The sequence below is a fragment of the Exiguobacterium sp. N4-1P genome, from assembly GCF_002214325.1.
On record NZ_CP022237.1, the window covers coordinates 1 to 14,354 of the forward strand.

Genomic DNA, 14,354 nt, shown 5'->3' on the forward strand with positions numbered 1-14,354 from the left:
TTTCATTTGATACACTAATTGTGCATAACAACGATACGAACCAAATTGAATTTTCAAGTTATACACACCCTGTGGATAACTTTATACACAGTTTTACTTGCCTGTGGATAACTTTATACACAGTTTTTATGTTGTGGGGATAAGTCGAGTTTCTTCATTAACTTTGTCCTGTGCATAAACCTGTGTATAGTTTTTTATATCATGATAGAAAAAGGGGGGTATTTATGAAAAACGCTGCCGAACTTTGGCATAATGTATTGTCTGTGATCGAGGAAGAAGAACGGACACCTAAGGCAAGTTATGACATGTGGTTAAAATCCACTGAAGGCGTCACGCTGAATGGAACGACACTGATCATCTCAGCACCAGCTGCATTTACCGTTACTTGGCTGGAACGTCAATACTTATCGTTACTCGAAGATACGGTTGAAGAAGTGACAGGGAGTCGACTTGATATTCAATTTATCGAGGAAGGCCAAGCAAAGAAGATGCTCGATCGTCAAAATGAGGAAGCGTCTGAGACGGTACCACCGTCTAAAACACCAAATCGTGCACAATCGTCACGAAAACCAACCGATGAGCTGGTCATGAGTGAACTCGGTCAATTGAATACAAAATACACGTTCGATACGTTTGTCATTGGATCAGGTAACCGTTTTGCCCATGCCGCTTCCTTGGCTGTAGCAGAAGCACCTGCGAAAGCCTATAATCCTTTATTCATCTATGGAGGAGTCGGACTTGGTAAAACCCATTTGATGCACGCGATTGGCCAGTACGTCCAAGATCAAAACCTTGGGACGCGGATCGCCTATGTCTCCTCGGAACGTTTTACAAATGACTTCATTAACTCGATTCGGGACAATAAAACCGTTGAGTTTCGGAACAAATACCGGAATATCGATGTTCTATTAATAGATGACATTCAATTTCTCGCAGGAAAAGAGCAGACGCAAGAGGAGTTTTTCCACACATTCAATGCCCTGCACAATGATCAAAAACAAATCATCATCTCGAGTGATCGACCACCAAAAGAAATTCCGACACTTGAAGATCGGCTTCGCTCTAGGTTCGAGTGGGGATTGATAACAGACATCACACCTCCTGACCTTGAGACACGGATTGCGATTTTGCGAAAAAAAGCCAATGCCGAGCAACTTGATGTTTCTAATGAAGTCATGCTCTATATCGCGAGTCAAATCGACACGAACATCCGCGAGCTCGAAGGGGCACTGACGCGTGTCATCGCTTATGCGAACCTGGTCGGACGGACGATTGATCCGAATGTTGCAGCAGAAGCGTTGCATAACATCATGCCGGTCACGGAGCCGCGAAAAGTCACGATCCGCGACATCCAGGAGTCCGTCAGTAAACACTTCAACTTACCGTTTGACGACTTAAAGGCTAAAAAACGAACAAAATCGATTGCCTTTCCACGCCAGATTGCGATGTACCTCTCGCGAGAGATGACGGAAAGCTCTTTACCGAAGATTGGTGAGGAATTTGGTGGACGGGATCACACGACAGTCATCCATGCACATGAGAAAATCAGTATGCTCGTTAAATCGGATGGAGAAACAGGAAAAGTCATCGAACAAATTAAGCATGAATTGAAACATTCCTGAACCTGTGGATAAGCTGTGGATAAAAGAGGCTAGTTATCCACAAGTTATCCACACGCAGTTTGGCTCTATACCAAGTTATCCACCGACTTATCCACACTATCCACAGCCCCTAATACTATTATTAAAAAAATATATTATTATGTTATGATGATGTAACGCCCATTTTGAGAGGAGCTTAACGACAATATGCATATTACAATTCAACGCGATACTTTAATCCAAGCCATCCAGGACGTAGCGAAAGCTGTCTCATCAAGAACAACGATTCCAATCTTAACGGGAATCAAACTTGAAGCGCATGGTGACGGAATGACGTTAACAGGAAGCGATACCGAGATTTCAATTGAACGGACAATCTATGCGGAAGAGAATGGTACTTCTTATGTAACCGTCCACCGCGCCGGTAGTGTCGTCCTCAATGCCCGTTTCTTTGGTGATATCGTTAAAAAGTTACCAACAGACGAAGTCATCATCGAAGTCTCTCCAAACTTCATGACACGGATTCAATCCGGGACAGCTGAATTTCATCTGAACGGTCTTGATTCAGACGAGTTTCCGCGTCTTCCACAAGTCGATGGGGGACAACAGTTCCGTTTACCCGCAGATCTATTACGTTCAATGATCCGTCAGACGAGTTTTGCCGTCGCGGTTCAAGAAACACGTCCTGTTTTGACAGGGGTTAACTTCTCAGCAGATAAAGGCATTTTGACATGCGTATCGACGGATAGTCATCGCCTTGCACTACGCCGGGCACAGTTTGAGACAGAGAACGAGATTTCGTTCCAAAATGTCATCGTGCCGGGTAAGAGCTTAAACGAATTATCGAAACTGTTAGGTGATGGTCATGTCGATGTCACGATCACGAACCAGCAAATCCTCTTCAAAATGAAACATGTCCTATTCTTCTCTCGCTTACTCGACGGGAACTATCCGGATACGTCGCGTTTAATTCCGGAAGAGTACCGGACGGCTGTCCGTATGAATGCAAAGGAATTGCTTCAGGCAATCGACCGGGCATCACTTCTTGCACGTGAAGACCGCAACAACGTCATCAAGTTCGCAGCAGAAGGTACGACAGCTGTCGAAATTTCATCGCACTCACCAGAAGTTGGGAAAGTTTCGGAACAAGTGAGCATCTTGTCGCTTGAAGGCGAAGAGCTGAAGATTTCTTTCAACTCGAAATACATGATGGATGCCTTAAAAGCACTTGATGCGACGGATATTGAAATTCAATTCACGGGATCGATTCGACCATTCATTCTCCATCCGGTCGACCAAGATAACGTCTTGCAATTGATTTTACCTGTCCGTACGGCTTGATTCCCTCCCCGAGAAACCGACTTGGTTTCTTGGGTTTTTTTTGTAATCCGTATATATGTTCGTTCATTTTGCTAAATCACGAGTTTTTTAGTACAATAAAGAGTATGTCATTTATAATATGTAGGTAGGAGGAGTCAATCCATGAATCAAATCAAAATCACGTCGGAATATGTCACATTAGGTCAGTTCTTGAAGCTGTCTGATATTATCTCGAGCGGAGGACAAGCAAAACCATTTCTAGCGGAGGTACCTATTCTCGTCAACGGTGAGGTCGATCAGCGACGTGGTCGTAAGTTGCGGGATGGAGATGTTATTGACGTAGAAGACTACGGTCAATTCGTCATCAAGAACGAGGCGAACTAACGTGCGACTAGATTCGGTACGACTCAGTCATTATCGCAACTATGAGTCGCTGGAATTGTTCTTTTCTGAAAAGACGAACGTCTTAATCGGGGAAAATGCTCAAGGCAAGACGAACTTGCTCGAAGCGATCCACGTATTGGCGCTCGCGAAATCGCACCGGACGACACACGATAAGGAACTGATCCAGTGGGATGCGGAAGCAGCGCGCGTCGAAGGACGTGTCATGAAGCGGATGGGTCCCCATTCGCAGGAAATCCAGATTTCGAGTCGTGGGAAGAAGGCGAAGCTCAATCATCTCGAACAGCGGCGCCTCAGTGATTATATCGGGGCGCTCAATATCGTGTTGTTCGCACCAGAGGATTTGCACATCGTCAAAGGCAGTCCACAAGTACGGCGTCGCTTTTTAGATATGGAGATTGGTCAAGTCAGTCCGGTCTACCTGCATGAATTAAGTCAATACCTGAAAGTGTTGAAACAACGAAATGCGTTGTTAAAGCAGTTGTCAATTAAAGGGGGGGACGAGACGTTCCTCGACATTTTGACGGAACAGATGATTACGCTTGCCGTTAAAATCGTTCAACGCCGTCATCATTTCATTGCCCAGCTCGAAAAGTGGGCGCGACCGATTCATGATGGAATCAGTCGTGGACAGGAAGAACTCGTTCTACGCTATCGATCCGATACATTTAGTGATGATTCGCTGGATGTCGAAGGAATGACTGCTTCTTATACGCAGAAGTTTGGTAAAATAAAAGAAAATGAAATTAGACGAGGCGTGACGTTATTTGGTCCACACCGTGATGACTTCGAAATGGAGGTCAATGGACGAAATGTCCAGACATACGGTTCACAAGGACAGCAACGGACGGCTGCGCTCTCGTTGAAGCTAGCAGAGATTGAGTTGATTCATGAGGAGGTCGGGGAATACCCGCTACTTCTTCTAGACGATGTGTTATCGGAACTCGATGATCATCGTCAAACCCATTTACTCGATACGATGCAACAAAAGGTTCAGACGATCCTGACGACGACGAGTGTCGAGGGAATCGCACATGAAACGATTAGACAAGCGAAGTTGTTCCACGTGAAACAAGGAGCAGTTATTTTGGAAGAGACATCCTATAAAGAAACAGTAGGTGAGAAAACCGATGAGTAATCATGAAGATATGGAATTGGAACAAGGGTACGGTGCCGATCAGATTCAGGTACTTGAAGGTCTTGAAGCCGTTCGAAAACGTCCAGGTATGTATATTGGATCAACCGCGTCGAAAGGGCTCCACCATTTAGTTTGGGAAATCGTCGATAACTCGATTGATGAAGCACTGGCTGGATACTGTGACACGATTAAAGTCACGATTGAACCAGGGAACTCGATTCTAGTTGAGGATAACGGTCGGGGGATTCCGATTGATATTCAAGAAAAAATGGGACGTCCTGCAGTCGAAGTCATTTTAACGGTCCTCCATGCCGGCGGTAAGTTTGGTGGCGGAGGCTACAAAGTATCAGGTGGTCTTCACGGTGTCGGGGCTTCGGTCGTCAATGCGTTGTCGACGAAGCTTGAAGTATTCGTTAAGCGGAACGAGAAGCTCTATTATCAATCGTATCATCGTGGTGTTCCAACACAAGATCTCGAAATCATCGGGACTTCAGAAGAGACAGGGACAATGATTCGTTTCTTCCCGGACAGTGAAATCTTCCAGGAAACACTCGAATACGATTACGATTTACTTGCGACACGTTTACGTGAACTCGCTTTCTTGAATAAAGGTCTGAACATCGTCATTACGGACGATCGTGCAGAAGAACCGATTACGCGGCACTTCCATTACGAAGGTGGAATCAAGTCGTACGTTGAACACTTGAACCGCTCGAAAGAAGTTGTTCACCCGGAACCGGTCTACGTCCACGGAACGAAGGATGGCATCGAAGTCGAAGTTGCGCTTCAATACAACGATGGCTTTGCAGCCAACATCTATTCGTTTACGAACAACATTCCGACGCATGAAGGTGGTACGCATGAAACGGGCTTTAAGACGGCGTTGACGCGTGTCATCAATGACTATGCGAAGAAGTTCGGTTTGATGAAAGAAGCAGACGGTACGTTGTCTGGGGAAGACGTCCGTGAAGGAATGACGGCAATCGTCTCGATCAAACACCCGAACCCCCAATTCGAAGGACAAACGAAAACGAAGCTCGGTAACTCGGATGCTCGAACAGCGACCGATACGTTATTCTCTTCCATCTTTGAACAGTTCATGATGGAAAACCCGTCGAATGCTCGTGCAATCGTCGAAAAAGGAATGATGGCCTCGCGTGCCCGGATGGCAGCGAAACGCGCGCGTGAATTGACACGTCGTAAAGGTGTCCTTGAAGTAAGTTCACTTCCTGGTAAATTGGCCGACTGTTCATCGCGGGATGCAACGATTTCAGAAATTTATATCGTTGAGGGTGACTCAGCGGGTGGTTCTGCGAAATCAGGTCGTGACCGTCACTTCCAAGCGATTTTACCGATCCGTGGTAAAATTTTGAACGTTGAAAAAGCCCGTCTCGATAAAATTCTCGGCAGTAACGAGATCCGGACGATCATTACCGCACTCGGAACGAGTATCGGTTCAGAATTCAACATCGAAAAAGCACGGTATCATAAAGTCATCATCATGACCGATGCCGACGTCGATGGTGCCCACATCCGGACACTCCTGTTGACGTTCTTCTACCGTTATATGCGTCCGCTCGTCGAGCATGGTTATGTCTATATCGCACAACCGCCGCTATACGGAATCAAGCAAGGGAAAAACATCACGTATGTGCATAACGAACGTGAGCTGAACGAGGCCTTAGCCGCACTTCCAGAAAACGCGCGTTACGACATTCAGCGTTATAAAGGTCTCGGTGAGATGGATCCAGAGCAACTTTGGGAAACGACGATGGATCCGAGTGGTCGTCAAATGCTTCGGGTTGAACTTCAAGATGCCATCGAAGCGGATGAAGTATTCGATATCTTGATGGGAGATCAGGTAGAACCACGTCGTGACTTTATCCAGTCGCACGCGCATTACGTGAAGAACTTGGATATTTAACGTTGAATAGAGAGGGTGGCCAGACGAATGTCCGATCAACAAGGAATCATTAAAGATATAAATATTAGTCAAGAAATGCGTACATCCTTCATGGATTACGCGATGAGCGTCATCGTCGCACGTGCACTTCCTGACGTACGTGACGGTCTGAAGCCAGGACATCGTCGTATTCTTTATGCGATGAACGATCTCGGTATCCGCGCAGATAAGCCACATAAAAAATCTGCCCGTATCGTCGGTGAAGTTATCGGTAAGTACCACCCACACGGTGATTCTGCTGTTTACGACACGATGGTTCGGATGGCACAGGACTTCAGCTACCGGTATGAGCTCGTGGATGGACACGGAAACTTCGGTTCTGTCGACGGCGACTCTGCCGCTGCGATGCGATATACGGAAGCCCGTATGTCAAAAATCGCGATGGAAATCGTTCGCGATATCAATAAAAATACCGTTGATTTCAAAGATAACTATGATGGATCAGAGCGCGAACCAGAAGTCTTACCGTCGCGTTTTCCAAACTTGCTCGTCAATGGATCAAGCGGGATTGCGGTCGGGATGGCAACAAACATTCCGCCGCACCAATTAGGTGAAGTCATCGATGGCGTACTTGCGCTAACGCATAACCCGGAGATTACGATTTCCGAGTTGATGCAACACATTCCAGGTCCTGATTTCCCGACAGCCGGTGAAATCTTAGGTCGGAGCGGGATTCGCCGTGCCTATGAAACGGGACGTGGGTCAATCATCGTTCGTGCGAAAGCAGAAATCGAACAAGCTAAAAAAGACCGCGAACGGATCATCGTGACGGAACTGCCATATCAAGTCAACAAGGCGCGTCTCGTAGAAAAAATCGCCGATCTCGTCCGTGAGAAGAAAATTGAAGGCATTACGGACTTACGTGACGAATCCGATCGTCGTGGTATGCGGATCGTCATGGAAATTCGTCGTGATGCGAACGCAAGTGTCATCCTAAATAACTTATATAAACAGACATCGATGCAAACGACGTTTGGTGTCAACATGCTTGCGATCGTGGGTGGTCGTCCGAAAACGCTGACACTCAAAGAGATGCTCTATCATTACCTCGAGCACCAAAAAGAAATCGTCCGTCGCCGGACACAGTTCGACCTTGAGAAGGCGGAAGCACGGGAACATCTTCTTGCGGGTCTTCGCATCGCACTCGATCACTTGGATGAAGTCATCAAAATCATCCGAGCGAACCGAACGGCTGATGCGGCACGCGAACAGTTGATGGATCGGTTTGCTTTGTCTGAGAAACAATCGCAAGCGATTCTTGATATGCGTCTTCAACGTCTAACAGGACTCGAACGTGAGAAAATCGATGCTGAATATGATGAAATCATGCAGCTGATCACGGAACTCAAAAAAATTCTCGAAAGCGATGAAGAATTGCTTGAATTGATTCGGACGGAACTCGAAGAAGTGAAAGAACGCTTCAACGACAAACGCCGGACTGAAATTCGGATGGACCACATCGAATTCGAAGATGAAGATTTGATTCCTGAAAAAGATATCATCATCACATTGACGAGCAGTGGATACATTAAACGTCTCACGACGGATTCGTATCGTGCACAACGTCGTGGTGGTCGTGGTGTCCAAGGAATCGGTACGAATGATGCGGATTATGTAACACGTCTCTTATCGTGTTCGACGCATGATACGATCCTGTTCTTTACAAACCGCGGGAAAGTCTACCGCATCCGTGGGTATGAAGTACCTGAGATGAGCCGGACTTCAAAAGGTGTGCCGATCATCAACCTGATTCAGATTGAACGCGGTGAAAAGGTCGAGACGATGATTCCAGTTAACTTTAAACGATACCTGGAAGAGCAAAATGTCGTCGAAGAATCCATCATCGAAGCGACAATCGAATCGGATGACGACGTAGCACCGGAAGAAGAAGCGGAAGAGATACTTGATGCAGAAGAAGTCATGCAGGATGAGCAAAAATCATTAATCTTCATGACACGTAAAGGACGCGTTAAACGTTCGCCACTCTCTGCTTATGCCCGGATTAATAAAAACGGTCTGATTGCGATTCGTCTGTTCGAAGACGACGAATTGACATCTGTCCGTCTCGCATCGACAGACGATGAAGTCTTTACCGTTTCAAACCGTGGTAAGGCGATTCGTTTCCCGATCACAAACGTTCGTTCAATGGGACGTGGTGCGCGTGGTGTCAAAGCGATGAAACTAGCAGAAGAAGATATCGTCATCGGCATGGAGCTTGCGCGTGACGAACAAGATGTCCTCGTCATCACGGAAAAAGGATTCGGGAAGCGGACACCAATGACTGAGTTCCGAAGCCAGACGCGTGGTGGTAAAGGATTGATTGCAAGTAAAGTGAACGACCGGATTGGTCAAATCGCTGCCCTACGGATTGTTGACGTCGATGACGACATCATGATCATGACAGAAGGCGGAATCGTCATCCGGACCGATTCACAAAATATTTCACGTGTCGGACGTAACACACAAGGTGTCAAAGTCATCCGGATTGAAGAAGGTGACCGTGTCGCTACCGTCGCGAAACTGAAAAAAGAAGAAAACGAAGAAGCGATCGTTGATGAGCTGTCGACTGTCGTGGATGAAGAAAACGTTTCTCCGGTTGTTGAAGCAGAAACAGTAATCGAAGAAACAGAAGAATAACATCAGTATGGAATAAAGAGGTACAGCAGAGTCGGACGGTAGATGTCCCTACTCTGCTGTTTTTCTACAAATAAAACTGATGAGAGAAAGGGACGAGGTAAGATGCGTATCGCAAGCGAGCGACTCATCATCGGCGACCGGGTAACGGAGTCAGTCTTTTTACATACCGATATACCGATTGTCGAAGCTGGAAAAAAACTAGGGACAGACGAACTAAGACGCCTGAAACGGTTTTTGATTAAGGAAATCGATATTGAGGAACGACCAGAAGGTCTAGTCGAAGAAAGTCAACAAGAGATGGTTCGTCTTCAAGAAGTAAGCGAAAATCCATTCGAAGAACTTGTTGATTCCTATAATCAAGTCTTCACCTCATGGGAACAAGGTTTCACCCCGAATACATATGAAGCTTTGAAATGGGTTAAAAACTCGATGCCAGACACAGTTCGTCGGGAAGACATTTTACCGTTTTTCCTTGAACGGGGAACGGAAGCATATACAGTTCGCCATGCGGTTTATCGAGGGGCACTCGCTCAGCTGTTAGCGGAAGCAGTCAGAAAAGAACGAAAGATGATTCAAGACTTATGGACAGCCTCTTACTTTGCAGACTATGGACTCGCACGCATCATGGAGTGGCGACATACAAAACGATATGAAGCAATGCAACAAGAGATTTTCCATCGACATCCGGCGATGGCTTATCAAGCCTTACAAAACGATACGGTCATTTCAGATACGGTCAAACGTTTAATCGTCCAACACCATGAACGTCTAGACGGATCCGGTTACCCATTAAAAGCCACGGGTGATAAAATCATGGATCATACACGTCTTTTCATCGTAGCAGATGTTTTTGCGGCAATGACAAGCTGGCGTCCATACCGAGAGGCTTATACGGCATACGATGCATACGTTCACCTAAAAGCGCGGCCGATGCAGTACGATTCGAAGTACGTTACATTACTCGGACAACTTCTATTGCCGATTGGAATCGGAGATCGTGTTTTGATGAGTAACGGAAAAATTGCAACTGTCGTGCGGAAGAATGTCATCTTTGATCGTCCTGTCATCGTCTATGATGAGCAGAACCAGCAAGTCGTGAAAGACTTAATGGAAGACCGGCAGTTGAACATTATGCAGCTGATGGATTAAAGCAGACTTACTATATAGAAGAAACGCGTAGTTTAATCAGTCTGTAGATCAACTTTTATGAAGAGGGAAACATTTAGGTGGATCTGCTAGGAATAGGTTAGTTTTCTGTTTGAGCCGTATGTGACAGGTGTCCTAAAAAAGGTGAATGCTAAAAGTCGAAAGGTACGGCTCAAAAACAGGAAGACGTGGCAAAAGCCACTTATACCAACAAAAAATGAAAGTCTAGTCAAAAGTTATAAAACAATTTTTTATGAAATTAAAATTAATTATCAAAAATGCTTGCACAATAATAAATCGCATGGTATATTATTTCATGTCCTAAAGAGGACGCACGCTTGAAACGAACGAAAAAACTTCTTTTAAAAAGTTGTTGACTTATCGTTCCAGACTTGGTATTCTAATTGAGTCGCCAAAACAGGCGCGGACGAACTTTGAAAACTGAACGATGAGGCAAAAAACGTATCTTCGGATACAAACAATGAATGAAGCGCAAGCTTCGTCAACGTGACTTTTAGTCACAAAAACGAGCAAGTCAAACACTTTATGGAGAGTTTGATCCTGGCTCAGGACGAACGCTGGCGGCGTGCCTAATACATGCAAGTCGAGCGCAGGAAGCTCACGGAACTCTTCGGAGGGAAATTTCCCTTTGAGTAATCAAGAAAGACCCCTCAGAGACGATGAGGTAGATAGGTCACGGGTGGAAGCATGGTGACATGCGGAGCTGAGTGATACTAATCGGTCGAGGCCTTGTTCTAGCAGATGATTGTTGATGACTTCAGTTTTGAGGGCGCGAGCCCGTCGTCTGGTGACGATAGCCAAGTGGTCACACCCGTTCCCATGCCGAACACGGAAGTTAAGCACTTGAACGCCGAAAGTAGTTGGGGGCTTCCCCCTGTGAGGATAGGACGTTGCCAGGCAATTGAAAAGGACCGATCTGCATCTTGCAGGTCGGTCTTTTTGTGTTGTGTGAAACTTCAGACTGTTCTGATTATTACTGGAGTCATTGACATGACTGTTTCTCCTTGTTACCATAACATCAATATTCTTTTATCAAAGAGAAAGCGAGTGGATAAACATGTGGGAGAATAAATTTGCTAAAGAGGGCTTGACGTTTGATGACGTTTTGCTTGTACCACGTCGTTCAAGTGTCTTACCACGTGACGTCGATCTATCTGTATCCTTATGCGAAGGGATTACACTGAACATCCCGTTGATCAGTGCAGGAATGGATACTGTGACGGAAGCACCAATGGCGATTGCCATGGCACGTCAAGGCGGTCTAGGTGTCGTCCACAAAAACATGTCGATGGAAGACCAAGCAGAACATGTCGATCGCGTCAAACGTTCTGAAAATGGTGTCATCACGAATCCGTTTTATCTTACACCTGAACGCCAAGTATACGATGCTGAATATTTAATGAGTAAATATCGTATTTCTGGTGTTCCGATCGTTAACAACGAAACAGAACGGAAACTCGTTGGTATTTTAACAAATCGTGATCTTCGTTTTGTTAAAGACTATTCGACGGTAATTGAGACGGTCATGACGACAGAAGAACTCGTCACTGCTACAGTTGGTACGTCACTCGAAGAAGCAGAACAAATTCTCCACAAACATCGCATTGAAAAGTTACCACTCGTTGATGAGAACGGTGTATTAAAAGGCTTAATCACAACAAAGGATATTGAAAAAGTCGAACAATATCCACATGCAGCAAAAGATCAATTCGGACGTCTTCTCGTCGCTGCAGCTGTCGGTGTCACGAAAGATGCATCTCTTCGCGCACGTTTTCTTGTTGATGCAGGCGTCGATGCACTCGTCGTCGATACGGCACACGGTCACTCTGAAGGCGTACTCTTAAAAGTACGTGAGCTTCGTGATGAATATCCAAATCTTCCAATCATCGCTGGGAACGTTGCAACCGCAGAAGCAACACGCGATTTAATTGAAGCTGGTGCATCGGTCGTCAAGGTAGGGATTGGACCTGGTTCAATTTGTACGACACGTGTCGTTGCGGGAGTGGGGGTTCCACAAATCACTGCAGTCTTTGATTGTGCGACAGAGGCCCGTAAGCATGGTGTCTCCATCATTGCCGACGGCGGAATTAAGTACTCGGGCGATATCGTCAAAGCACTTGCAGCTGGCGGTCATGCGGTCATGTTAGGTAGTCTGCTTGCTGGTGTTGAAGAAAGCCCGGGCGAAATGGAGATCTACCAAGGTCGTCAATTTAAGACATACCGTGGTATGGGTTCTGAAGCATCAATGAAACGTGGTAGTCAAGATCGCTACTTCCAAGAAGCAGATAAGAAATTCGTTCCAGAAGGAATTGAAGGTCGTGTCGCTTACCGTGGAAAACTCGGTGATTCTGTCTATCAACTCGTTGGTGGGATTCGTTCAGGAATGGGATATTGTGGAGCAGCTTCATTAGAAGAATTGCGAGAAGACACACAATTCATCCGCATGACGGGTGCTGGCTTACAAGAAAGTCACCCACATGACATTCAAATCACAAAAGAAGCATCGAACTATACACGCCAATAAAAAGAAAGCCCTGCAGATGATGCGGGGCCTTTTTTTGTTTATAGATTAATGATGTTAGGCGGCTCAAGGTGTTTCACGACATAGCCTATATGAAAATCACGGACACGTTCAAGCTGGTTTTGTTCACAGTCCGAAAGACTGCTGTTACAACTGCCAAGACTGTAACAACTCCCCAAGCCCCTCTTCAAGATCTGATTCCGATAGACTTGCAAAACCTAACACGATTTGTGGGTGCATTGCTTCTAACGGAAGTTGTGCATACTGGGATAAACCATAGACCTGAATTGAAGCGTCGTGTGCTCGCCTGACTAATTCTTCTTCCGTCATCCCGTTCGCAACAGAAACGACGACATGCAAACCCGCACTTTCGCCGGTCAAGCGCAGGGATGAGATAGCACGTAACGAATTGACGACGATGTCTAACTTACGCCGATAGATCTTTCGCATCCGATTCAAATGTTTCTCGAAGTCGCCTTCTTTCATAAAGCGTGTCAAAATCGTTTGATCAAAACGTGAGACACTGCATGTGTAATAGGAGAGTTCGGTCTGATAGCGCTCAAGCAAAGAAGGCGGAAGGACCATGTAGCCAATCCGCAGTGAAGGCATGAGCGACTTGGAGAAGGTGCTCAAATAAAGTACTCGTTCACTATCGATGCTGTGGAGTGACGGAATCGACTTGCCACTATAACGAAACTCACTGTCGTAGTCATCCTCAATGATGTAACGTGTCGGGGATTCAGCAGCCCAGTTCACCAATTGCCGGCGCCGATTGACGGATAAGATGCTTCCGGACGGTAATTGGTGGGCAGGTGTCACATACATGATATCCACATCAGTCTGACTTAAAGTCGAGACTTTGACACCACTTTGATCGACCGGAATCGGGATTGCTGTTCGTCCATGATTCTCAAGAATGAGTCTGGTCGCATGATAACCGGGATCTTCGATTCCGTAGGTGACGTGTTGTCCTAGCAGGAAAATCAGTTGGGGCAAAAGTTGTTCGACCCCAGACCCAATGATGATTTGTTCAGGCGAACAGATGACACCTCTTGAGTGATATAGGTAGGTCGCAATTTCAACACGTAAGGCGAGATCGCCTTGCGGGTGTCCGAGAGAAACAAGGGATTGATTATGTTCATCGATGACATCCTTCGCATGTTTTCGCCAACGTGAAAAAGGAAAAGATGATCCATCGATTTTACTCGGATGGAAATCATGACGGATATAGGTGGACGGAGAAAGGTATTGCTTCGTTGCTAGTGGTATTTTCTTTACATAAGCAAGCTCTTCGTGTGCTAAGACAAAATACCCTTTTCTTGAAACTGACTCGACATAGCCTTCGGCGACGAGTTGTTGATAGGCGAGCTCAATCGTCGTTTGACTCAAGTTCAAGAACTGACCGAGTTTTCGTTTTGACGGTAATTTGACACCATACTCTAGACGTCCATCGATGATTTCTTGACGAATCTGTTGATACAATTGCTCGTATAACGGCTTATTGCCCTCTCGTATTAACTCGAACGATAACATATCCATTGAAGTACCTCCTAAAACTGACCTGTTCATTTCATCATAAACTGATACTTTTAAAATAGTCAATCG

9 protein-coding genes, 1 rRNA gene and 1 other annotated feature are annotated in these 14,354 nt (G+C 45.8%); of the genes, 9 read left to right on the top strand and 1 reads right to left on the bottom strand.

The genetic code is table 11. The annotated features are described in order from the left end of the window. Positions 1 to 224: 224 nt before the first annotated feature. From dnaA to guaB, 9 genes are all read left to right on the top strand, one after another. Entirely contained in the window at positions 225 to 1,622 is a 1,398-nt protein-coding gene (dnaA, locus tag A0126_RS15565; RefSeq protein ID WP_088838306.1) for a chromosomal replication initiator protein DnaA, read from the top strand. A 186-nt stretch (positions 1,623 to 1,808) separates the two neighbouring features. Then, positions 1,809 to 2,942, top strand: coding sequence for a DNA polymerase III subunit beta (dnaN, locus tag A0126_RS15570; RefSeq protein WP_029332173.1), 1,134 nt, complete (start codon positions 1,809 to 1,811; stop codon positions 2,940 to 2,942). 141 nt (positions 2,943 to 3,083) lie between these two features. After that, on the top strand, positions 3,084 to 3,305 hold the full coding sequence (yaaA, locus tag A0126_RS15575; protein WP_029332174.1) for a S4 domain-containing protein YaaA: 222 nt from the start codon (positions 3,084 to 3,086) through the stop codon (positions 3,303 to 3,305). Between the two features lies 1 nt (position 3,306). Next, positions 3,307 to 4,461, top strand: coding sequence for a DNA replication/repair protein RecF (recF, locus tag A0126_RS15580; protein ID WP_029332175.1), 1,155 nt, complete (start codon positions 3,307 to 3,309; stop codon positions 4,459 to 4,461). 10 nt (positions 4,462 to 4,471) lie between these two features. Then, positions 4,472 to 6,385 (top strand): DNA topoisomerase (ATP-hydrolyzing) subunit B, encoded by a 1,914-nt coding sequence (gene gyrB / locus A0126_RS15585; protein ID WP_204251446.1) that lies wholly within the window; start codon positions 4,472 to 4,474, stop codon positions 6,383 to 6,385. Between the two features lie 27 nt (positions 6,386 to 6,412). Continuing rightward, complete coding sequence (gyrA, locus tag A0126_RS15590) at positions 6,413 to 9,061, top strand: DNA gyrase subunit A (protein ID WP_088838308.1); 2,649 nt, start codon at positions 6,413 to 6,415, stop codon at positions 9,059 to 9,061. A gap of 102 nt (positions 9,062 to 9,163) precedes the next feature. After that, positions 9,164 to 10,210, top strand: coding sequence for an HD-GYP domain-containing protein (locus tag A0126_RS15595; protein WP_088838309.1), 1,047 nt, complete (start codon positions 9,164 to 9,166; stop codon positions 10,208 to 10,210). A gap of 644 nt (positions 10,211 to 10,854) precedes the next feature. After that, positions 10,855 to 10,953: a sequence feature (23S ribosomal RNA rRNA prediction is too short), on the top strand. A 58-nt stretch (positions 10,954 to 11,011) separates the two neighbouring features. Continuing rightward, positions 11,012 to 11,127: ribosomal RNA gene (gene rrf / locus A0126_RS15600) — 5S ribosomal RNA — on the top strand. A gap of 158 nt (positions 11,128 to 11,285) precedes the next feature. Beyond that, positions 11,286 to 12,752 carry an IMP dehydrogenase gene (guaB, locus tag A0126_RS15605; protein ID WP_029332179.1) on the top strand — a complete coding sequence of 489 codons (1,467 nt, stop codon included), beginning with the start codon at positions 11,286 to 11,288 and terminating at the stop codon, positions 12,750 to 12,752. A gap of 144 nt (positions 12,753 to 12,896) precedes the next feature. On the opposite strand, the gene A0126_RS15610 is transcribed toward guaB, so the two are convergent. Beyond that, a complete protein-coding gene (locus tag A0126_RS15610; protein ID WP_088835952.1) occupies positions 12,897 to 14,288 on the bottom strand; it encodes a MocR-like pyridoxine biosynthesis transcription factor PdxR in 1,392 nt (463 codons plus the stop codon). Between the last annotated feature and the right edge of the window lie 66 nt (positions 14,289 to 14,354).